Origin of the sequence: Streptomyces sp. NPDC001828 (assembly GCF_042892175.1) — a bacterium.
Taxonomy (GTDB): Bacteria; Actinomycetota; Actinomycetes; order Streptomycetales; family Streptomycetaceae; genus Streptomyces.
In genome coordinates, this window is the sequence record NZ_JBIATV010000006.1 from 113,054 (window position 1) to 134,371 (window position 21,318).

The window sequence follows — 21,318 nt, forward strand, 5'->3', positions numbered from 1 at the left end:
CCACCATTCGCCACCCCTTCGAATGAACTCCCCTGCCGCCAGGCGCGATTCACTTGACACATGACGATCAGCGTCGGGTGGAGCGGAGTGAGCCGGGGCGCGCGAAGCACCTCGCACCACCCCTTTCACGACCGTGTCCAACCTGGCGGAGACGGAAAGTGACGGGAAAACTCCGGATCGTCACGACTACGTCACTGGCGTCGTAACCACCGACGCGGCAGACCCGTTGGAGGGGGCATGGGCTTCACGATCGGCGGCAGCCGGGGCATCAGGGAGACCCGGCCCGGCTCTTGGCGCCGCGGCCGCTCCACGCGCACGACCCGTACCAGCGAGGTCACCGCCGTGGCCGAGTACACCGGCCTGTGGGGCTGGGACGTCGCACCGGGCGCCCGCGCCCTGAACGGCGCCTGCTCGTGCGGCAGTTCGTCCTGCACCGAACCGGGCGCGCATCCGCTCGCCTTCACCCCCGAGGTCCCGGCGGGCGCCACGCTCGACGAGGTGACCAAGGCCTGGTCGCAGTGCCCCGGCGCGGCGGTGCTGCTGCCGGTCGGGCGGACCTTCGACATCCTGGACGTGGCGGCCCCGGCGGGCCGGCGGGCGCTGGTGCGCCTGGAGCGGATGGGGCTTCCGCTGGGCCCGGTGTCCTCGACGCCGGCCGGCCGCACCCACTTCTACGTCGCACCGGGTGCCTCGGGTGAACTCCCCCGGCTGCTCTACCGGATGGGCTGGGACGACGCGGTCCTCGACCTGCGCTGCCCGCCGCGCGGCAGTTACGTACCGGCGCCCCCCTCGGGCCAGGTGAACTGGCTGCGCCCGCCCTCCCTGGACACCGCGACGCGCCCGCCGGAGGCGCGCCTCCTGCTCGGCACGCTCGCCTACATCTGCCACCGTTCGGCGGCGTAGACCCCGGACGCGCGAACGCCCCGCCGCACCTGACTGGTGCCGCGGGGCGTTCTGGCGCAAGGGGTTGGCTAGTCGCCGATGAGCGCGTCGACGAACGCCTCCGGCTCGAAGGGGGCCAGGTCGTCCGCGCCCTCGCCGAGTCCGACGAGCTTGACGGGGACGCCCAGTTCGCGCTGGACGGCGATGACGATGCCGCCCTTGGCGGTGCCGTCGAGCTTGGTCAGGACGATGCCGGTGATGTCGACGACCTCGGCGAACACGCGGGCCTGGACCAGGCCGTTCTGCCCGGTCGTGGCGTCGAGCACGAGCAGGACCTCGTCGAGCGGGCCGTGCTTCTCGACGACGCGCTTGACCTTGCCCAGCTCGTCCATGAGACCGGTCTTGGTGTGCAGGCGGCCCGCGGTGTCGATGAGCACGACGTCCGCGCCCTCGGCGATGCCTTCCTTGACGGCGTCGAACGCGATCGAGGCGGGGTCGCCGCCCTCGGGGCCGCGCACGGTGCGGGCGCCGACGCGCTCGCCCCAGGTCTGGAGCTGGTCGGCGGCGGCGGCACGGAAGGTGTCGGCGGCGCCGAGCACGACGGACTTGCCGTCGGCGACCAGGACCCGGGCGAGCTTGCCGGTGGTGGTGGTCTTGCCGGTGCCGTTCACGCCGACGACCATGACGACGCCGGGGACGGTCTCGCCGCCCTCGGTCTTGACCTCGCGGTCGAAGTCGGTGCCGAGCAGGGCGAGGAGCTCCTCGCGCAGCAGCGCGCGCAGGTCCTCCGGGGTGCGGGTGCCGAGCACCCGGACGCGCTCGCGGAGCCGGTCGACCAGCTCCTGGGTGGGCGCGACGCCGACGTCGGCGGTCAGCAGGGTGTCCTCGATCTCCTCCCAGGTGTCCTCGTCGAGGTGCTCGCGGGAGAGCAGGGTGAGCAGCCCCTTGCCGAGCGAGTTCTGCGAGCGGGCGAGGCGGGCGCGCAGCCGGACGAGCCGGCCGGCGGTCGGCTCGGGGACATCGAGCGCCGGCGCCTCGGGGGCGGCGGGCTCCTCGATGACGACCGGGGTGGCGGGCGCCTCGGGGAGGCCGACCTCCTCGATGGTGCGGCGCGGTTCCTCCGCCGTCTCCGCGGCGTCCTCACCGACCTGAGGCTCGGCGGGCGGGGCTGTGATGGTCGGCGTGCTCGGCGGGGCGGTGGGCGGCAGCTGCTTCTTCTTGCGGCTGCTGACCACGAGCCCGCTGATCGCGCCGACCGCGACCAGGGCGATGACTACAGCAAGGATGACGAATTCCATAACGCTCCCAGTATCGGGTACGAGCCCACAGGGGCCCAGTTTGTACCTTTCTCCGAGAACGGAAGGGAATTATGGGGCAGGTGTCAGATTAAAGTACGATAGAGGTGGAAGCATCAACGCGCGTAGAGTCCCCTTCGACTACCCCCACCGGCTCAGCGTCGAGCCGAGCGAGAGGCACGGAACTCCACCCCCATGAACGACACCGGCTCCCCCGACGAACCGCAGAGCGCCCTGGAAACACGTGGCTTGGAGCCCGTGCCGGACGCGGAGCGCACCGCCAGAACCCGCGAGCTCTTCCCCACCTGGGTCGCCGCGAACATCAGCGTGCTGCTGCTCACGATGGGCGCCAGCCTCGTCGTCGCGTACAAGCTCAACTTCTGGCAGGCGATCGTGGTCGCCGTGTGCGCGCCCATTCTCTCGTACGGCCTGGTCGGGCTCATCGGGATCGCGGGCAAGCGCGGCGGCGCCCCCGGCATGGCCCTGTCGCGCGCGGTGTTCGGCCAGCGCGGCAATCTGCTGCCCGGTTCGCTGATCTGGGTGGCGCGCTGGGGCTGGGAGACCATCAACGCGGTGACCGGCGCCTATGCGGTGCTGACCGTGCTCGACATCCTCTTCGGGATCAAGAGCAACACGTTCCTGATCATCGTCACGCTCGCCGTCTTCGTGGTCATCACGTTCGCCATCTCGGGCCTCGGCATCCACGTCGTCCAGAAGTGCAACAAGTACGCGACGTTCCTGTTCGGCGCGTTCTCGGTCCTCGTGCTCGTCTACCTCGTGATGAACACCGACTGGTCCGCCGTCTTCCACCAGCCGGCCGGCAAGACCTCGCTGATGGTCGCGGGCATCGGCATGATCGCCGCAGGCGGCGTCAGCTGGATCCCGTCCGCCCCCGACTTCGCGCGCTACCTGCCGCGCGACGCCTCCGCCAAGGCGATCGTCGGCAACTCCATCGGCGGCGCCGGCATCGTGGTGCTGCCGATGGTCCTGATGGGCGCGGTCATGGCCGTCTCCACGCCGGACCTCGCCTCGGCCGCCGACCCGGTGTCCTTCCTCGGCGAGATCCTGCCGATGTGGATCGCGGTGCCCTACCTGCTGATCGCGCTCGTCGGCATGCTCCTGATCAACTCGATGTCGATGTACTCGGCGGGCTTCACCGCCCAGACCCTCGGCTTCAAGATCCCCCGGCACTGGGCCGTCTCCGTCAACGCGGTGATCTCGCTGGTCTTCGGCGGCATCCTGATGCTGGTCGCCACCAGCTTCATGGGCTCCTTCATCGCCTTCCTCTCGCTGCTCGCCGTCGCGTTCTCCGCCTGGGTCGGCGTGTTCGGCGCGGACATGCTGCGCCGCACCGAGTACGACGCGAAGGCGCTGCTCGACACGACCCGCACGAGCGCCTACTGGTACAAGGGCGGCTTCTCCCCCGCCGCGGTCATCGCCTGGGCGGTGGGTCTGCTCGGCGGCCTGATGTTCACCAAGTCCGACTGGTTCACGGGCCCGCTGTCCGCGAACAACCCGGTCGGCGAGTACGGCCTCGGCTGGGTCGCCACCATCGTGATCTCCGGCCTGCTGTACCTGGCCCTGCCCAAGCCGCCGGTGGCGCCGGCGAAGGCCGTCGAGGCCTCGGAAGCCGACAAGTCCGCCGAGACCCTGGCCGTCTGACGCTCCGTCAGCTACCGTCCCCCTTCGCCCGGGGTTCCCCTGGAACCCGCCCGGTGGAGGGGGACGTTGCCATGCCGTTCACGGTCGTACGCATGAACCTGGTGGACCCGGACGCCACCGCGCAGTCGCTGTCCGCCCGCTACCGGGCGGCCCTGGAGATGGCGGCGTACGCCGACGACCGGGGCATCGACACCGTCCAGACCGAGGAGCACCACGGCACGGACAACAACTGGCTGCCCTCCCCCTTCGCCTTCGCGGGCGGGGTCTTCGGCGCCACCCGCCGCATCGCGGTGACGGTCTCCGCGATCATCGGGCCGCTGTACGACCCGCTGCGGCTCGCCGAGGACATCGCGGTGCTCGACCTCCTGAGCGGCGGCCGCCTGGTCACGGTCTCCGGGATCGGCTACCGCCCGGCCGAGTACGAACAGCAGGGCGTCGAGTGGGGCCGGCGCGGCAAGCTCCAGGACGAGCTCCTCGAAACCCTTCTGAAGGCGTGGAGCGGCGAGGAGTTCACCTTCCGGGGCCGTCAGGTGCGGGTCACACCGCGTCCGTTCACCGAGCCGCATCCGATGCTCCTGGTCGGCGGCTCCTCGCGGGCGGCCGCGAACCGCGCGGCCCGGCTCGGCCTGCCGTTCTTCCCGAGCGCGCATCTGCCGGAGCTCGAGGCGTACTACAACGAGAAGCTCGCCGAGTACGGCACCGAGGGCTTCTGCATGATGCCGGCGGCGGCGACGCCCCTGCTGCACATCAGCGAGGACCCCGACCGCACCTGGGCCGAGTACGGCGAGCACTTCCTGCACGAGGCGCGGATGTACGCGTCCTGGCAGTCCAAGGACATCCGCTCGGCGGTGAAGTCCGCGGCGTCGACGGTGGCGGAGCTGCGCGCGGAGGGCGTCTACCGGGTGCTGACCCCGGAGCAGTGCGCCTCGCTGGCCTCGGACTCCCTGGTCCTGCACCCGTTGTGCGGCGGCATGCCCATCGACGAGGCGTGGAGCAGCCTCCACCTGTTCTGCGACCGGGTGCTTCCGGCGCTCTGACGACTCCTTTCGGCGGCGGGCCGCCGGGGCCCTCGCGCAGTTCCCCGCGATCCTGGGTACGGCACCCGGCACCAACCAACCGCGCCCCCGGAGGGCGGCCGCACGGAACGCCGGACCGCCCCGGCTCGATGGGCGAGCCGGGGCGGTCGGGTGAGAGGAGAGGGGCAGCGGGGATTAGCCCATCTCCTCCAACGCCTTGCCCTTGGTCTCCTTGACGTACCGGAGCACGAAGGGGATCGAGAGCGCGGCGAAGACCGCGTAGATGATGTACGTGCCCGACAGGTTCCAGTCCGACAGGCTCGGGAAGCTCGCCGTGATGGCCCAGTTGGCGATCCACTGGGCGGCCGCGGCCACACCGAGGGCGGCGGCGCGGATCCGGTTCGGGAACATCTCGCCGAGGAAGACCCAGACCACCACGCCCCACGACAGGGCGAAGAAGAGCACGAAGACGTGGGCGGCGATCAGGGCGACGACGCCCTGGGTGTTGGGGAGCTTGCCGTCGACGAGGTGGGCGGAGAACGCCCAGGCCTCCACCGCGAGGGCGATCGCCATGCCGATGGAGCCGACGAGCGCGAGCGGCTTGCGGCCGACCCGGTCGACCAGGACCATCGCGATCACGGTGCCGATGATGTTGATGATCGACGTGGTGAACGAGTAGAAGAACGAGCTCGAGGGGTCGATGCCGACGGACTGCCACAGCGTCGAGGAGTAGTAGAAGGCGACGTTGATGCCGACCAGCTGCTGGAAGACCGAGAGGCCGATGCCGACCCAGACGATGGGCAGGAAGCCCATCTTGGAGCCGAGCAGGTCCTTGAAGCTCGACTTGTGCTCGGACCGCATCGCGTGCTCGATCTCGGCGACGCGGGCGTCCAGGTCGACGTCCTTGCCCTCGACGTCGGCGAGCACCTTCTTGGCGTCGGCGTCGCGGCCGACCGAGATGAGGAAGCGCGGCGACTCGGGGATGGCGAAGGAGAGCAGCCCGTACAGGACGGCCGGGATGACCATCACGCCGAGCATGACCTGCCAGGCCTCGAGACCCATGAGCTTGCCGCGCTGGTCACCGTTGGCGGCGTTGAGGATGCCCCAGTTGACGAGCTGGGAGATCGCGATGCCGATGACGATGGCGGCCTGCTGGAAGGAGCCGAGCCGGCCGCGGTAGGCGGGCGGGGCGACCTCGGCGATGTAGGCCGGGCCGATCACCGAGGCCATGCCGATGGCGAAGCCGCCGATGACCCGCCAGAAGGCGAGGTCCCAGAGCGCGAACGGCAGCGCGGAGCCGACGGCGCTGATGGTGAAGAGGGTCGCCGCGATCTGCATGCAGCGGATGCGGCCGATGCGGTCGGCGATCCGGCCCGCCGTGGCGGCGCCGATCGCGCAGCCGATCAGGGCGATGGCGATGACCTGGGCGAGCGTCCCCGAGCCGATGGAGTACCGGTCGCGGATCGCCTCTACGGCGCCGTTGATCACGGAACTGTCGTAGCCGAAGAGGAAGCCGCCCATCGCGGCCGCCGCCGTGATGAAGATGACATGGCCGAGGTGGTCCGGGGCGGTGTGGCCGCCTCCGGACGCCTGCGCCTGCGCGGTACTGGTCACATGTACTCCTGGGGCCGCCCGGCAACGCCGCCGGGGGTGAGGGGACTCCTCCAAGTGGGGCACAACTTCCGGTCACCCACCACTTGAACGTAAAGACAACGTTGCAGAGACTATGCCTTCAAGTTTCGAAGTCAATACCTGTTCGGTTGTGAATTTTCGGGGACGACTCGCCGCAGGATGTTCAAGACTTGAACAGGCGAGGGTCAGTCCCCGGCTCTGCCCGGGGTCGGCGCTCAGCGCAGCCGCTGGCTGATGACCTTGGAGACGCCGTCGCCCTGCATCGAGACGCCGTACAGCGCGTCGGCGACCTCCATGGTCCGCTTCTGGTGCGTGATCACGATCAGCTGGGAGGACTCCTGGAGCTCCTGCATGATCCGGATCAGCCGCTGCAGGTTGGTGTCGTCGAGGGCGGCCTCGACCTCGTCCATCACGTAGAACGGGCTGGGCCTGGCCTTGAAGATGGAGACGAGCAGCGCCACCGCGGTCAGCGAGCGCTCGCCGCCCGAGAGCAGCGAGAGGCGCTTGACCTTCTTGCCCGGCGGACGTGCCTCCACGTCGACCCCGGTGGCCAGCATGTTGCCCGGGTCGGTCAGGATCAGCCGGCCCTCGCCGCCCGGGAAGAGCCGCGAGAAGACGCCCTCGAACTCCCGGGCCGTGTCCCGGTAGGCCTCGGTGAAGACCTGCTCCACCCGCTCGTCCACCTCCTTCACGACTTGAAGGAGGTCGGCCCGGGTCTTCTTGAGGTCTTCCAGCTGCTCGGAAAGGAACTGGTGGCGCTCCTCCAGGGCCGCGAACTCCTCCAGGGCGAGCGGATTGACCTTTCCGAGCTGCTGATACGCCCGTTCGGCTGCCTTGAGCCGCTTCTCCTGCTCGGCCCGCACGTACGGGACGGGCTGGTTGCGCGGGTGCATGGGGTCATCCGGCAGCTCCTCTCCCTCGGCGGGCGGAGAGGGGGCCACCGGCTGGTCGGGCCCGTACTCGGCCACGAGCCCGGCCGGCTCGACCCCCAGTTCCTCCAGCGCCTTGGTCTCCAGCTGCTCGATCCGCAGCCGCTTCTCCGCTCCTAGTACCTCGCCGCGGTGAACTGAATCAGTGAGCTTGTCGAGTTCTGCCTTCAGGTCCCGGCCGGCGCCCCGGGCCGCGGTCAGCTCCTGCTCCCGCTCCGCCTTGGCGGCCTCCGCCCCGGCCCGCTCCCGCTCGGCCCGCACCAGGGACACCTCGACATGGGCGAGCAGGGTGCGGGCACCCGAGGCGACGGCCTCGGCGACGGCCGCCTCGTGCCGCAGCCGGGCGCGCCGCTGCTCGGCCCTGGCCCGCGCCTCGCGCTCGGCCCTGGCCGCGCGGTCGAGCGCCTCGGCCCGTCCGGCGAGCGCCTTGACGCGTTCCTCGTGGGTACGGGCCTGGAGGCGGGCCTCCATCTCGGTCTGGCGGGCGTTGGCGCCGTCCGCCGCGAGCCGGTCCCGCACCGAGGTGTCGGGCTCCTCCTCGACCGGCATCTCCTCGGCGACCAGGAGCCGTTCGGCCAGTTCCTCGGCCTCCTCGGTCGCCCGCTCCAGCGCCTCCTGGGCGCGGGCGGCAGCGGCGGCGGTCCGCTCGGCCTCGCCGGCCGCACCGCGCGCCTGTCCCGCGAGCCGCCCGAGCTGCTGGGCCACGGCCGACCGCGCCTTCTCGGCGGCCCGCCTGCGCTCCCCCAACTCCTCTACCTCTACGCCCAGTTGACTCCGCCGCTCCCCCGCCGCCCGCTGCGCCCCGGCCAGCTCCTCGCAGCGTACGGCCAGGTCGGCGAGCTCGGCGGCGGCCTCGTCGACGGCTGCCTGGACCTCGAGGAGGCTGGGTGCGCCGGCCGAGCCGCCGTGCGCGAAGTGGGCGCCGAGCACATCGCCGTCGGCGGTGACGGCGGTCAGCGCGGGACGCGCGTAGACGAGGTCCTCGGCGTCCTCAAGGGTGGCGACCACGACGACCCCGCGCAGCAAGTGCCGTACGGCGGGCATCAGTTCGGCGGGTCCGCGCACCAGGTCGGCGGCGCTGGGCGGGCCCTCGCCGCGCGCCGGCCGCTCGCCCTCGTCCTCGGGGGCGCCGCTCAGGAGCAGGGCGGCGCGGCCCGCGTCCTGCTTGCGCAGCATCCGGATGGCTTCGGCGGCCGACGAGGGGCCGCTGACCGCGATCGCGTCGGCGGCGACCCCGAGGGCGGCGGCGAGCGGCACCTCGTATCCGGGGGTCACGGTGAGCAGTTCGGCGGCGGGGCCGAGCAGTCCGGTCAGCGCGTCGCGGGCGCCGAGCAGGGCGCCCGTGCCGTCCTTGCGGCGCAGGCCGAGCGCGAGGGCGTCGTGCCGGGCGGCGACGGCGGCACGTTTGCGCTCGGCGGCGGTGGCCTCCTCGCGGGCGGCGCCGAGCGCGGCCTCGGCCGCGGCCAGCTCCCGCTTGGCCGCGTCGTGGGCGTCGGCGAGCTCGGTGTCATCGGCTTCGAGGCCGTCCACCTCGGCCTTGAGCCGCTCGTACTCCTCCTGCGCGAGCGCGGCCCGCTCGCCGGCCTCGTCGCGCGCGGCGGCGAGCCGGTCGATCTCGGCCTGCGCGGAACCCGCCCGGCCGCGCGCCGCGTTCACCTGGCCGTGCAGCCGCGCGAGGCCCTCGCGCCGGTCCGCGATGGAGCGGGCCACATCCTTCAAACGGCGTTCCTCGGCGGCGAGTTCCCGTTCCAGCTCGCCTCGGTGGGCCGTGGTGTCCTCAAGCGCGTGTTCGGCCGCTTCCAGCGCGGCCTCCAGCTCGGCCTCCTGCTCGCGGATCCGGGCGGCCTCGCGCTCCATGTCCTCCGGGTCGCGGCCGCGCCGCTCCTCGGGGGGCTGGGCGCTCGCGCTCTTGACCCGGGCGTCGGCGAGCGAGATCGTGCCGCGCACCCGCTCGGCCAGCTGGGACAGCTCGTACCAGGTCTGCTGGGCTCGCTGGAGCCGTGGCGTCAACTGCCGCACCTGGTCCTCCAGTTGGGCCTCGCGTGCGAGGGCCGCCCTGAGGTCGGCGGCGGCGCTCTCCTTGCGGCGCAGCAGCTCGGCCTCGTCGGCGATCTCCGCGCTGAGCGCCTCCCGCATCCGGACGAGGTCGTCGGCGAGCAGCCGCAGCCGGGCGTCGCGCAGGTCGGCCTGGATGACGGCGGCGCGGCGGGCCACGGCGGCCTGCCGGCCCAGCGGCTTGAGCTGTCGGCGCAGCTCGTCGGTGAGGTCCTGGACGCGGGCGAGGTTGGCCTTCATCGCGTCCAGCTTGCGCAGCGCCTTCTCCTTGCGCTTGCGGTGCTTGAGGACGCCCGCGGCCTCCTCGATGAAGGCGCGCCGGCCCATCGGGTCGGCGTGCAGCACGGAGTCGAGCTGGCCCTGTCCGACGATGACGTGCATCTCGCGGCCGATGCCGGAGTCGGAGAGCAGTTCCTGGATGTCGAGAAGACGGCAGGTGTCGCCGTTGATCTGGTATTCGCTGCCGCCGTTGCGGAACATGATCCGCGTGATGGTGACTTCGGCGTATTCGATGGGCAGCGCGCCGTCGGAATTGTCGATGGTGAGGGAGACCTCGGCCCGGCCGAGCGGCGGACGGCCGGTCGTCCCGGCGAAGATGACGTCCTCCATCTTTCCGCCGCGCAACGACTTGGCGCCCTGCTCGCCCATGACCCAGCTCAGCGCGTCCACGACATTGGACTTGCCGGATCCGTTGGGGCCCACCACACAGGTGATGCCCGGCTCGAACTTCAGCGTGGTCGCGGAGGCGAATGATTTGAATCCGCGCAGGGTGAGGGCCTTGAGGTGCACGCCGCCGGACTCTACCTTTCGCTCTCGGTTTCGCCCAGGAAGGTCCAGGGCAGATCAGAGCGTGAAGGGAAAGGCCGCCGGTCCGGTGCCCGCCGGAGGAAGTCGCGCCGGGGCGCGTTGGACCGAAGGGCAGTGCACCCGGGAAAGGTGCACGGGAGGAAAGAAAGAAGGGACGCCGAAGCGTCCCTTGCAATACATTGCAGGTCTTGCGGATCTCTCGATCTCGACGAGAGAGCGGAAGCCTCTCCCACCTCTGGATCAGGTGAGGGCGGGCTCCGCCTGGGGGACGTCGATGTCGATGCCTTCGAGCAGCGAATCTCCGCGGTGCGAAGCGGCGGCAGCGGACAGCACGTCGTTCTCGGACTGAATCCGGTTGAGCTCGGATTCGAGGTCCTGGACGCGCTGCTGGAGCCGTCGCATCTCGGCGAGGAGTCGCGGGTCGGAACCGCCGACGTAACCGAGAAGCGCCTTTGCCATGATGGATGGTCCTCCACACTGAGTGACCGACCGAAGCGGTGTGGGTCGTGAGGGAATCGCACCCGCGGTGCTTGGACTTGACTGCGGTTCTTCATGCCAAACAGCTAAGGTGCGCGGGGCTTCCAGAGTCTCACCAAAAAGTTTGACGGTCAACACGATCACGCCCCGTATCCACCGGCAATCCGGGGGCACGCGGCCGCGAACCGGGCGGCGGTGCCTCTCCTCGGAGCCCTGGGGGCGTGGAGATCATCCTTACTGGCAGAGCCTTCCACGCCGAGCGCTCGATGGCAACAGGCAGATCGTTCGAGGTCAGCGCGTGGTTGCGAGCCGGGCGCGGGGTGTCACCGGGGCCGGCCCGCACGCGCGGGCCGGCGCGGCTCAGCGGATCGCGAAGCCGTCGTAGCCGCCGCGGGCTGTGTCCCAGATCTCGGTCACTCCGTCGACCCGGCCCGGTGTGTCGTCGGAGCGAAGCCACTCCAGCAAACGGTGGCAATTCTCACGCGGCCCCTCGGCGACGACCTGCACCCGCCCGTCGTCCAGATTGAGGGCGAAACCACGGAGGCCCCCGATCTCCAGAGCATTTGCCCTGGTGAACCAGCGGAAGCCGACTTGCTGTACTCGCCCGCGCACCCAGGCCGTGACTCGAACATCTCCGTGCGCATCTTCGTTCATACGTGCACGCTAACCGGCCAATTGCTCACGCGGCACTTCGCCCCCATGCGTCATGGCGTACAGTCGCGACGCACTGAGCCTCACCCGTATGGGTTAGTGGCCATTTGATCATTCCGGGCCGATCGCGGCCCCCGGGGCCATGCGCCAGGCATTGCCCCGGCATTGAGGAAGGCACCGCAGATGGGACGCCATCGTCGCTCCGCCGCCGACCCCGCGCCCGCCGAATTCGCGGCAGGGCAGGACGGCCGGTCATCCCGGGGTGGGTCACGCCGGAGGAAGCGTGCCGCCGCGCCCGTGCGCACCGGGCTGCTCGGTGTCTCCGCGGCGGTGGCCGTGGGCGCCGTGGCCGTCGCCTCGGGACTGCTGCCCGGCGGCGGTACGTACAAGGTGAGCGGCGACACGATGACCGGCCCCCGGGTCCAGGCGAGCCGCACCCCCGATGTGCGGGCGCAGGGCGGCGAGTCGGAGAAGCCGACCAACGCGGCGCCCACGCCCGCCGGCTCGGCCAAGGCCTCGTCGCGGACGCCGTCGGCCGCCCCCTCCTCCCCCAGCTCTTCGGCCACGCCGTCGGCACCCGCCCCCGCCACTCCCTCCGCGCCGCCCAGCCAGCGGCAGCAGAAGTCCGAGGCCCCGGCCCCCGCGCCGTCGAAGCCGGCCACCGCCTCCAGCGCCCCGCCGAGCGCCGCGCCCTCGCAGCAGGTCCAGCTGCCGACCGCCGAGGTATCGGCCGCCGCGACCGTGGTGTCACTGGTCAACCAGCAGCGGGCGCAGGCGGGTTGCAGTCCCGTGGCGGCGGACCCGGCACTGGCCTCGCTCGCCACCGCCTTCAGCGACGACATGGCGGCCCGCGGCTTCTTCGACCACACCGACCCGGACGGCCACACCCCGTGGGACCGGGCCGCGAAGGCGGGCGTGCAGGGACTCGGCGGCGAGAACATCGCGCGCGGCCAGGCCGACGCCAAGGCCGTGATGGACGCCTGGATGAACAGCCCGGGCCATCGCGCGAACATCCTCAACTGCGAGTACAAGTCCCTGGGCGTCGGTGTGCACTTCGGCCCGGGCGGCCCCTGGTGGACCCAGGACTTCGGTTTCTGATCATTCGCCCGGGCCCGCTCGCGATACGGGAATTTGATCAATTCCATCGCTCATTCGTTACCGCGGTCCCGTAATTCGTTCGTACGCGCGTGACGTTCTCGCAGGAACACGAAAGGGCCCCCTCCGTTGCGAAGGGAGGGGGCCCTTTCGGCTGTGCGGAATTCGATCATGCGGCGGGCGATCCCGTCAGGCGCCTACGGCCGCCCTGCCCGAGACGAAGACGCGGGCCGTCTCGGCGATGCGGCGGCCCAGGTGCTCGGCGGTCGCGATGTCGGCCTTGTGGACGGCCTCGGGGCCCTCGTCGTTGTTGGTCTGGGCGCCGGCCCCGGCGAAGAAGCCGAGCCGGTTGAGGTCGTACTCGGATCCCGTCGAGACGTTCCAGCCGGGCTTCAGGCCGAGGTTGACCCAGTGCATGCCGTGCTGGGCGGCGAGGGTCTGGAAGAACTGCAGGGTGTGGCCCTTGTCGCCGCTCTTGGAACCGGAGTTGGTGAAGCCGGCCGCGAGCTTGTCCCGCCAGGCGTCGGTGAACCAGCGCTGGGAGCTCGCCTCGGCGAACTGGTGGAAGGCGCCGGAGGCGGTGCCCATGTAGGTGGGCGAGCCGAAGACGATGGCGTCGGAGCCGTCGAGCAGCTCCCACTCGGCCTCGCTGATGGCGTCGACCTTGATGAAGTGCACGGTGGCCCCGGCCTCGGCGGCCGCGCGGCGGACCGCCTCCGCGAGGACGGCGGTGTGGCCGTAGCCGGAGTGGTAGGCGATCGAGACGACAGGAGTGATCACGGCGGTAATCCCCTCAAGGGCATGGAAAGGCGGCAGTACGGGTGCGACGGCCGGGGCCGGGGCCGGTGCAGCGGCCCGGCGGCCAGGGTGTCGCTGCACTCAGGTAAGCACTAACTTCTAGTTAGCGCAACCTGTGCGTCGGCGCTGTCGCGGAGTATGGTGAGGTCATGAATGAGACTTCTGCCCCGCGCACGGGCAACGCCGACGAGGGCGCCGCGGATGCGGACCTCGCGTTCAATGTGTTCGCCAAGACCTGCCCGTCGCGGCGCACCCTGGAGGACGTCACGGGGCGGTGGGGCAGCCTGACGCTGGGCGCCCTGCACGAGGGGAGCCTGCGCTTCAACGAGCTGCGGCGCCGGGTCGACGGCGTGAGCGAGAAGATGCTCTCCCAGACGCTGCACTCACTGGAGCGCGACGGGCTCGTCCACCGGGAGGCGCAGCCGACGAATCCGCCGCGGGTGGACTACGAACTGACCCCGCTGGGGCGCGAGGTGGCCGAGCGGCTGCTCTCGCTCATCCACTTCGTGGAGGAGCGGATGCCGTCGGTGCTCGACGCGCAGCAGAGCTACGACGTGACGCGCGGGACCCGCTGACACTTCGGGCAGAAGTAGCTGGACCGGTTCATCCAGGCCCGCCTGCGCATCGGCGTTCCGCAGCGCCGGCACGGCTCGCCCTCGCGGCCGTATGCGTCGAGCGAGCGGTCGAAGTAGCCGGACTCGCCGTTGACGTTCACGTAGAGGCTGTCGAAGCTGGTGCCGCCGACGGCGAGCGCCGCGTTCATCACGTCCCGCGCGTGGCCCAGGAGTTCGGCCGCCTTGGGGCGGTTGAGGGTCGCGGTCGGGCGGTCGTAGTGCAGCCGGGCGCGCCAGAGCGCCTCGTCGGCGTAGATGTTGCCGACTCCGCTGATGAGCGATTGATCGAGCAGTGCTCGTTTGACCGTGGTGCGCTTGAGCCGGAGCGCCACGAAGAAGGCCTCGTCGTCGAACTCGGGGTCCAGCGGGTCCCGGGCGATGTGCGCGATGACGTCCGGGAGCCCGTCCGTGCTGTTGGCGGCGGTGTCGTGCAGCGAGAGACCGCCGAAGGTGCGCTGGTCGACGAAGCGCAGTTCGGTGCCCGCGTCGTCCTGGAACCGCACCCGGATCCGCAGGTGCTTCTCGTCCGGGGCGTCCTCGGGCTGCACCAGGAGCTGCCCGCTCATCCCGAGGTGCCCGAGCACGGAGGCGTCGGTGTCCGCGAGCGGCAGCCACAGGTACTTGCCGCGCCGACGCGCCACGCCGATCCGGTGGCCCTTGAGCCGGGCCGCGAAGTCGTCGCCCCCGGCGAGGTGACGGCGTACCGCGCGGGGGTGCAGCACCTCGACGTCGGCCACGGTGCGTCCGGCCACCCAGCGCTCAAGACCACGCCGGACCACTTCGACTTCAGGCAGCTCGGGCATGGCCGCAGATTACCCCCGTGGCGCCGGTCGAGTCGCGGCGGGCCCGGACAGAGCGAAACCCCCGCCCGGCGCCGGAGCGCGCTGGACGGGGGTTCGCAAGGAAGGGGCGGTCAGGCCGCCGAGCCGCCGGCGGCGGGGGTCGGCGACCCGCCATCGGCCGGAGCGGCGACGGGGGCCTCGGCCGCCGTCTTGGCCCGCTCGTCGGCGGCGGCCCTGATGGCCCGCCATGCCGACTCCGCGGCCTGCTGCTCCGCTTCCTTCTTGCTGCGGCCGGTGCCGGTGCCGTACGAGACACCACCGACGCGGGCGGCAGCAGTAAAGGTCTTCTCGTGGTCGGGACCGGTTTCGGAGACCAGGTACTCGGGGACACCGAGCCCTTCGGCCGCCGTCAGCTCCTGGAGACTGGTCTTCCAGTCCAGGCCGGCTCCGAGGTTCGAGGACTTCTCGATCAGGGGGTCGAACAGCTTGTGGACGAGCGCGGACGCCGCCTCAAGCCCCTGGTCGAGATAGACAGCACCGATCACCGCTTCAAGGGTGTCGGCGAGGATGGAAGCCTTGTCCCGGCCGCCCGTGCCCTCTTCACCCCGGCCGAGCCGGATGAAGGAGCCGAGTTCGAGCCCACGGCCCACCTCCGCGAGCGCACGAGAGTTGACCACCGCGGCCCGGAGCTTGGCCAGTTGGCCTTCCGGAAGGTCGGGGTGGGTGCGGTACAGCGTGTCGGTGACGACCAGACCGAGCACCGAGTCCCCGAGGAACTCGAGCCGCTCATTGGTCGGCAGACCGCCGTTCTCGTACGCGTACGAACGGTGGGTGAGCGCACGCACCAGAAGGGCGGACTCGAGCTGATACCCGAGCCGCCCTTCCAGAAGCGTGTGGGACGAGGCCGTGTTGTTGTCCGCCTTTTTGGCGTTGGACTCAGACATCGGGCCTCTCACCAGCCGCTCAGACCTCGAGGACCTGGCGCTTGTTGTACGTGCCGCAGCTCGGGCACGCGATGTGCTGGAGCTTCGGCTCATGGCAGCGCTCGCACGCAACCAGGGTGGGGACCGCAGCCTTCCACTGCGACCGGCGGTGGCGCGTGTTGCTGCGCGACATCTTCCGCTTCGGAACAGCCACGGCTACTTCTCCTGCTTCTCGGCGGCATCCTGCACGTCAGACGCAGTGCCGCTCATGTTGTCCTTCTCGCCGTCCTGGATGGTCCCGGCGAGTCCCTGCAGTGCCGCCCAACGAATGTCGACGGCGTCATGGTGGTGGTCCGGGTCGTCCGCCAGGCGCGCTCCGCATTCGGAACACAGGCCCGGGCAGTCCTCCCGGCACACCGGCTGCATCGGCAGTGCGAGCACTACCGCGTCACGCAGCAAAGGCTCGAGGTCGAACAGGCCGTCCTCGAGCGGAATCATGTCCTCGTCGTCCTCGGCATCGTCGTCCGCGGCCGCCTTGTGGCGACCCCGGTCGTCGGTGTCGGGGTACGAGAACATTTCCTGGAAGTCCACTTCAACGTCCTGCTGAAGCGGCTCCAGACACCTTACGCACTCGCCCTCGGCCGATGCACGGGCGGTGCCTGTGACAAGCACCCCTTCCATGACCGACTCCAGGCGGAGCTCAACATCCACGGGCCTGCCCTCGGGCACGTGGATGACCTCGGGAATCCCGAGTTCCTTCGGGGCCTCCACGGTGCGGGAAACACGCTGGAGCGCACCGGGACGCCGTCCCAGCTCGTGTGTGTCGAACACGAGGGGATTGCGGTGGTCAAGGCGCGTGCTCAGGGTTCTTCCCGCTTTCAGGGTCGTGGAGTGGCTGCCACCGGCTTCGCGGAGCGAATCGGGCAGCTTGGATCGCGGACGTACGCGCGACCGAAGAACCAGGATACTGGACCGGCCGCCATAGACCCAATCCGGCCCGGTCCCTCCCGTTCGGGCCGCCCGGAGGGGGCTAGGAGCGGTTCTGCCCGTGGCCCTGCTCGTAGGCGCGCAGCTGCTCCAGGTCGATCATGCTGGTGTCGAAGAGGCTGGTCTCGTCGAGCGCGGCCTGCTGCGGCTGGTGCTGGTGCTGCACCCCGTACTGCCCGGCGTCCGGGGCCGCGTACTGCTGCTGGCTCTGGTCGTAGGCGTACGGATCCTGCTGTGCGTACCCGTACTGCGCGTACGGGTCCTGCTGGGCCTGGGGCTGGTAGGCGTACGGGTCCTGCTGCGGCTGCGGGTAGCCGTAGGGGTCGTAGGCCGGGGGCTGTGGCTGGGCCGGGATGAGCGGCTCGGCGGCGGCGTGGGCGGCGGCCGGCTCGGGCTCGGCGAGTTCGGCGAGGCCGGCCAGGTAGTCGGCGTCGCTGGTGTGCTGGTGCTGGCCGGCCGCCGCGTCCTGGGCGGCCATGTGGGCGCCGAGTTCGTCGGAGACCGTCCTGCCGTGCAGCTTGAGACGGCCGCGGCCGACCGCTTCGAGGGTCTTGGCGAGCACCGCCTCGAAGGCGCCCAGCTTGGCGTCGACGTACTCGTCGGCCCGGTGGATCAGGGTCTGGGGGTCCGCGCTGTACTCGGGGGCGTCCTCGTCCGTGCGGCCCTGGTCGTCCAGGCCGGGGCCGCGGCCGAGCAGCTTCTCGCGGCCGCGGTCGACCGAGCCGATGGTCTTGGTGAGGACGACCTCGAAGTTGGCGAGCTTGGAGTCGACGTAGTCGTCGGCCTCGGCGCGGATCTCCTCGGCGTCCCGGCGGGCCTCGTCGAGGATGCGGTCGGCCTCGTCCTGGGACTGGCGGGCGACGGCGGTGTCGGAGATCAGCGTGCCGCGCTGGGCGTGTGCGGACTCGATGATCCGCTCGGCCTCCTGGCGGGCCTGCTCGACCATCTGCTCCCGGCCGCCGATGAGCTCCTGGGCCTGGGCGAGCGAGCCGGGCAGCGCCTGGCGCACCTCTTCCAGCATCGCGAGGAGGTCGGCGCGGTTGACCACGCACGAGGCCGACATGGGCATGGACCGGGCGCTGCCGACCACCTCGACGATCTCGTCGAGCTTCTTCTGCACGTCCACCGGTGATCGCCACTCTTCTAACGGATTGGAGACGGACGGGACGACTGTAAGGCCAGTCGGCGCCCGCCCGACACCGGATGACGGACTGTCAGCGATCCGCTCCCCGTCCGCTCAGTGGCTCACTTCTGGGCGAGCCGGGCGACCAGGGCCTCGTGGACGGTGGCCGGCAGCAGGTGGGAGACGTCTCCGCCCCAGGTGGCGACCTCCTTGACCAGCGAGGACGACAGGAAGCTGTACGTCGGATTGGTCGGCACGAACAGGGTCTCGACGCCGGAGAGCCCGTTGTTCATCTGGGCCATCTGCAACTCGTAGTCGAAGTCACTGACGGCCCTGAGGCCCTTGACGATCGCGGGGATGTCCCGCTGCTTGCAGAAGTCGACGAGCAGGCCGTGGAAGGACTCGACCTCCACGTTGCCGAGGTCGGCCGTCACCTCGCGGATCATCTCGATCCGCTCCTCGATGGTGAACAGGCCCTGCTTCGACTGGTTGATCATCACCGCGACATGTACGACGTCGTACAGGCGGGAGGCGCGGGCGATGATGTCGAGGTGTCCGTTGGTGATGGGGTCAAAGGACCCCGGACAGACGGCGCGGCGCAACTGATGTCCCTCGCTCTCCGGTCCGGTCATGGGGTGTCTCGTGGTGCGTTTTCGCACGTGGAGGCGGCGCGACCGTACCAAAGCGTGCCCTCGCCGTAACGACGGGCCCGCAGCGCTTCGAATCCTTCGGGCCAGCCGAATTCCCCGCCTCTGGTGCTGCGCTCCACGGTGACGAGACAGTCCTCCGCGAGCCAGCCCCCACGACCGAGTGTGAGCAGGATCTCCCGAAGATCGTCATCGGTCACGGCGTACGGCGGGTCCAGGAAGACCACGTCGTACGGATCGGCGGGCGCCGGACCTGTCACGATCTGTTCCGCTTTGCCGGCACGCACCTCGGCGCCCGGCAGCTTCAGCGCGGCCACGTTGTCCCGGACGGTACGGGCGGCCCGGGCGTCGGCCTCGACGAGCAGGGCGTGGGCGGCGCCCCGGGAGAGCGCCTCCAGGCCCACGGCACCCGACCCGGCGTACAGATCGGCGATCCGGATGCCGTCGAGCGTGCCGAGCAGCGCCTCCCAGGTGGAGAAGAGGCCCTCGCGCGCCCGGTCGGAGGTGGGGCGGGTGCCGTTGCCCGGCGGTACGGCCAGGCGGCGTCCACCGGCCAGGCCGGCGATCACGCGGGTCATCTCAGTCCTTGTCCGTGTCCATGCGGTTCAGGCGGGTTCAGGCAGTTCATGCGGTTCATGCGGTGCCTGTGTCGGATGTGCTCCCCCAGTCTCTCAGCCCTTGTCGAGGTACTGCTCGCGGTCCTTGTCCAGCAGGGCGTCCAGGGCGGTGCGCAGTCCCGGCAGGTGGACGAGGTCGGGGTCGGCGGCGACCACGGAGACGGCCTCCTCGCGGGCCGCGGCGATGACCTCCTCGTCGTCGATGACGGTGAGCATCCGCAGCGAGGAGCGCACCCCGGACTGGGCCTGGCCCAGCACATCGCCCTCGCGGCGCTGTTCGAGGTCGATGCGGGAGAGCTCGAAGCCGTCGAGGGTGGCGGCCACGGCGTTGAGCCGGGCCCGGGCCGGGCTCGCCTCGGGCATGTCGGTGACGAGCAGGCACAGGCCGGGCGCGGAGCCGCGGCCGACGCGCCCGCGCAGCTGGTGGAGCTGGGAGACGCCGAACCGGTCGGCGTCCATGATCACCATCGCGGTGGCGTTCGGCACGTTCACACCGACCTCGATGACGGTGGTGGCGACCAGGACGTCCACCTCGCCGGCGCCGAAGCGGCGCATCACGGCGTCCTTGTCGTCCGGCTGCATCCGGCCGTGCAGGATCTCGACGCGCAGCCCTTGCAGCGGGCCCTTCGCCAGCTGCCCTGCGGTCTCGATCACGGCGAGCGGCGGCCGCTTGTCGGCGGTCTCGGCCTCCTCCGCCTTCTTCTTGCCCTTGGCCGTCTTCGCCTCCTCCTCGTCGTCCCCGATGCGCGGGCAGACCACGTACGCCTGATGTCCCTTGTCGACCTCCTCGCGGACCCGCTCCCAGGCGCGGGCGAGGAAGTGCGGCTTGTCCTGGGCGGGGACGACATGGCTGGCGATGGGCGAGCGGCCGGCGGGCAGCTGGTCGAGGACGGAGGTCTCCAGGTCGCCGAAGACCGTCATGGCGACCGTGCGCGGGATGGGCGTGGCCGTCATGACGAGCAGGTGCGGGGGCTGCTTGCCCTTGCCGCGCAGGGCGTCGCGCTGCTCGACGCCGAAGCGGTGCTGCTCGTCGACGACGACCAGGCCCAGGTCGTGGAACTGCACCTTGTCCTCGATGAGGGCGTGGGTGCCGATGACCAGGCCCGCCTCACCGGTGACCAGGTCGAGCAGGGCCTGGCGCCGGGCGGGCATCCCCATCGAGCCGGTGAGCAGCACCACCTTGGTGCCCTGCTCGGACCCGCCGAGCAGTCCGCCCTCGGCGAGCTCGCCCATCATCTCGGTGATCGAGCGGTGGTGCTGCTGGGCGAGGACCTCGGTGGGCGCGAGCATCGCGGCCTGGCCGCCCGAGTCGACCACGGCGAGCATGGCGCGCAGCGCGACCATCGTCTTTCCGGAGCCGACCTCGCCCTGGAGCAGCCGGTGCATCGGGTGCTCGGTCGCCAAGTCGTCGAAGATCTCCTTGGAGACCTTCTCCTGGCCCTCGGTGAGGGTGAAGGGCAGCTTGGCGTCGAAGGCGTCGAGCAGGCCGCCGGGGGCCGGTCGCCTTGCCGCGGCCGGGAGTTGGCCGTCCGCGTGGCGGCGCCTAGCCAGCGCCACCTGGAGGACGAAGGCCTCGTCCCACTTCAGGCGCTGCCTCGCGTCCTCGATGTCGGCCTTGGTGTGCGGCCGGTGCACCTTGAGGAGGGCCTCGGGCAGCGGGACGAAGCCGCGCCCCTCGCGCAGGGCTTCGGGCAGCGGGTCGACGGCCTCCTGGGCGCTGGGCAGCACCGCGTCGACCGCCTTGGCGATCTTCCAGGACTCCAGGCCCTTGCAGGCCGGGTAGAGCGGGATCAGGGCGCCCGCCCACGAGTCGATGTCCACCGCGTCATCGCCCTCGGCCGCGTCCGCGCCCAGCTTCGCGTAGGTGGGGTGGGCGAGCTGCATGCGCCGGTTGAACATCGACACCTTGCCGGCGAACATCGCCCGGCTGCCGGGCAGCAGTTCCTTGTGGGGCTTGTGGATGCCACGTCCGAAGAAGACCAGTTGGAGCCGGCCGCTGCCGTCCGTGATGGTGATCTCCAGGCGCTGGCCGCGCCCGCCGTTGAAGGTGTGCACCCGGGCGTCGGCGACCTGGGCGACGACGGTGACGTCCTCGTCCAGGGGCAGCTCGGCCAGCTTGGTGAGCTGGCCGCGCTCCTCGTACCGCCGGGGGTAGTGGTGCAGGAGGTCGCCGACCGTGTGCAGGTCGAGGTGCTCGGCCATCACCTTCGCGGTGGGTCCGCCGAGCAGCTTCTTCAGTGGTTCTTCGAGCGCAGGCACGCGATCCATTGCACACCACCGGACTGACAGCCCGCCAAAGCCTGTGGATAACCGCTGGTCAAACCCG

At 70.8% G+C, this 21,318-nt stretch carries 19 protein-coding genes; 5 read left to right on the forward strand and 14 right to left on the reverse strand.

The features are described 5' to 3' along the window. Positions 1-237 precede the first annotated feature (237 nt). On the forward strand, positions 238-903 hold the full coding sequence (locus ACFYZA_RS18945; protein ID WP_388491718.1) for a bifunctional DNA primase/polymerase: 666 nt from the start codon (positions 238-240) through the stop codon (positions 901-903). 68 nt (positions 904-971) lie between these two features. Here the strand turns inward: ACFYZA_RS18945 and ftsY are convergent, their stop codons facing one another. Beyond that, positions 972-2,180, reverse strand: coding sequence for a signal recognition particle-docking protein FtsY (gene ftsY / locus ACFYZA_RS18950; protein ID WP_388491720.1), 1,209 nt, complete (start codon positions 2,178-2,180; stop codon positions 972-974). A 192-nt stretch (positions 2,181-2,372) separates the two neighbouring features. Here ftsY and ACFYZA_RS18955 point away from each other — a divergent pair, with 192 nt between their 5' ends. Together ACFYZA_RS18955 and ACFYZA_RS18960 are read left to right on the forward strand one after the other, a co-directional pair. Then, positions 2,373-3,839, forward strand: coding sequence for a cytosine permease (locus ACFYZA_RS18955; RefSeq protein ID WP_388491723.1), 1,467 nt, complete (start codon positions 2,373-2,375; stop codon positions 3,837-3,839). A gap of 71 nt (positions 3,840-3,910) precedes the next feature. Beyond that, on the forward strand, positions 3,911-4,876 hold the full coding sequence (locus ACFYZA_RS18960) for an LLM class flavin-dependent oxidoreductase (protein WP_388491725.1): 966 nt from the start codon (positions 3,911-3,913) through the stop codon (positions 4,874-4,876). Positions 4,877-5,050: 174 nt separating this feature from the next. On the opposite strand, the gene ACFYZA_RS18965 is transcribed toward ACFYZA_RS18960, so the two are convergent. The 4 genes from ACFYZA_RS18965 to ACFYZA_RS18980 form a co-directional block, all read right to left on the reverse strand. Beyond that, positions 5,051-6,469 carry a sugar porter family MFS transporter gene (locus ACFYZA_RS18965; protein WP_388491728.1) on the reverse strand — a complete coding sequence of 473 codons (1,419 nt, stop codon included), beginning with the start codon at positions 6,467-6,469 and terminating at the stop codon, positions 5,051-5,053. Between the two features lie 233 nt (positions 6,470-6,702). Next, the gene (gene smc / locus ACFYZA_RS18970) at positions 6,703-10,260 is read right to left on the reverse strand and encodes a chromosome segregation protein SMC (RefSeq protein ID WP_388491730.1); all 3,558 of its coding nucleotides are present in this window, start codon (positions 10,258-10,260) and stop codon (positions 6,703-6,705) included. Between the two features lie 258 nt (positions 10,261-10,518). Further along, entirely contained in the window at positions 10,519-10,737 is a 219-nt protein-coding gene (locus ACFYZA_RS18975) for a hypothetical protein (protein WP_053727915.1), read from the reverse strand. Between the two features lie 378 nt (positions 10,738-11,115). Continuing rightward, the gene (locus tag ACFYZA_RS18980) at positions 11,116-11,409 is read right to left on the reverse strand and encodes an acylphosphatase (protein WP_382595041.1); all 294 of its coding nucleotides are present in this window, start codon (positions 11,407-11,409) and stop codon (positions 11,116-11,118) included. A gap of 180 nt (positions 11,410-11,589) precedes the next feature. On the opposite strand from ACFYZA_RS18980, the gene ACFYZA_RS18985 reads away from it, so the two are divergent. Beyond that, positions 11,590-12,504 carry a CAP domain-containing protein gene (locus ACFYZA_RS18985; protein WP_388491733.1) on the forward strand — a complete coding sequence of 305 codons (915 nt, stop codon included), beginning with the start codon at positions 11,590-11,592 and terminating at the stop codon, positions 12,502-12,504. 186 nt (positions 12,505-12,690) lie between these two features. On the opposite strand, the gene ACFYZA_RS18990 is transcribed toward ACFYZA_RS18985, so the two are convergent. Next, on the reverse strand, positions 12,691-13,281 hold the full coding sequence (locus ACFYZA_RS18990; RefSeq protein ID WP_382595035.1) for an NAD(P)H-dependent oxidoreductase: 591 nt from the start codon (positions 13,279-13,281) through the stop codon (positions 12,691-12,693). A 167-nt stretch (positions 13,282-13,448) separates the two neighbouring features. Here ACFYZA_RS18990 and ACFYZA_RS18995 point away from each other — a divergent pair, with 167 nt between their 5' ends. After that, a complete protein-coding gene (locus tag ACFYZA_RS18995) occupies positions 13,449-13,874 on the forward strand; it encodes a winged helix-turn-helix transcriptional regulator (protein WP_382595032.1) in 426 nt (141 codons plus the stop codon). On the opposite strand, the gene mutM is transcribed toward ACFYZA_RS18995, so the two are convergent. The 8 genes from mutM to recG all read right to left on the reverse strand — a co-directional run bounded on the left by mutM (position 13,847) and on the right by recG (position 21,260). After that, positions 13,847-14,716 carry a bifunctional DNA-formamidopyrimidine glycosylase/DNA-(apurinic or apyrimidinic site) lyase gene (gene mutM / locus ACFYZA_RS19000; protein WP_388491736.1) on the reverse strand — a complete coding sequence of 290 codons (870 nt, stop codon included), beginning with the start codon at positions 14,714-14,716 and terminating at the stop codon, positions 13,847-13,849. The two genes, ACFYZA_RS18995 and mutM, sit on opposite strands and share 28 nt — an antisense overlap. A gap of 110 nt (positions 14,717-14,826) precedes the next feature. Beyond that, on the reverse strand, positions 14,827-15,639 hold the full coding sequence (gene rnc / locus ACFYZA_RS19005) for a ribonuclease III (protein ID WP_382595026.1): 813 nt from the start codon (positions 15,637-15,639) through the stop codon (positions 14,827-14,829). A 19-nt stretch (positions 15,640-15,658) separates the two neighbouring features. After that, on the reverse strand, positions 15,659-15,832 hold the full coding sequence (rpmF, locus tag ACFYZA_RS19010; protein WP_007493396.1) for a 50S ribosomal protein L32: 174 nt from the start codon (positions 15,830-15,832) through the stop codon (positions 15,659-15,661). Positions 15,833-15,834: 2 nt separating this feature from the next. Further along, positions 15,835-16,482: a YceD family protein gene (locus ACFYZA_RS19015; protein WP_382595123.1), complete on the reverse strand. Its 648-nt coding sequence runs from the start codon at positions 16,480-16,482 to the stop codon at positions 15,835-15,837. 166 nt (positions 16,483-16,648) lie between these two features. Next, positions 16,649-17,731, reverse strand: coding sequence for an ATP synthase F0 subunit B (locus ACFYZA_RS19020; protein WP_388491740.1), 1,083 nt, complete (start codon positions 17,729-17,731; stop codon positions 16,649-16,651). A 119-nt stretch (positions 17,732-17,850) separates the two neighbouring features. Continuing rightward, a complete protein-coding gene (coaD, locus tag ACFYZA_RS19025; protein ID WP_216826912.1) occupies positions 17,851-18,330 on the reverse strand; it encodes a pantetheine-phosphate adenylyltransferase in 480 nt (159 codons plus the stop codon). Positions 18,331-18,356: 26 nt separating this feature from the next. Beyond that, positions 18,357-18,953 (reverse strand): 16S rRNA (guanine(966)-N(2))-methyltransferase RsmD, encoded by a 597-nt coding sequence (rsmD, locus tag ACFYZA_RS19030; RefSeq protein ID WP_382595018.1) that lies wholly within the window; start codon positions 18,951-18,953, stop codon positions 18,357-18,359. A 93-nt stretch (positions 18,954-19,046) separates the two neighbouring features. After that, positions 19,047-21,260 carry an ATP-dependent DNA helicase RecG gene (recG, locus tag ACFYZA_RS19035; RefSeq protein WP_388491742.1) on the reverse strand — a complete coding sequence of 738 codons (2,214 nt, stop codon included), beginning with the start codon at positions 21,258-21,260 and terminating at the stop codon, positions 19,047-19,049. Positions 21,261-21,318: the final 58 nt, after the last annotated feature.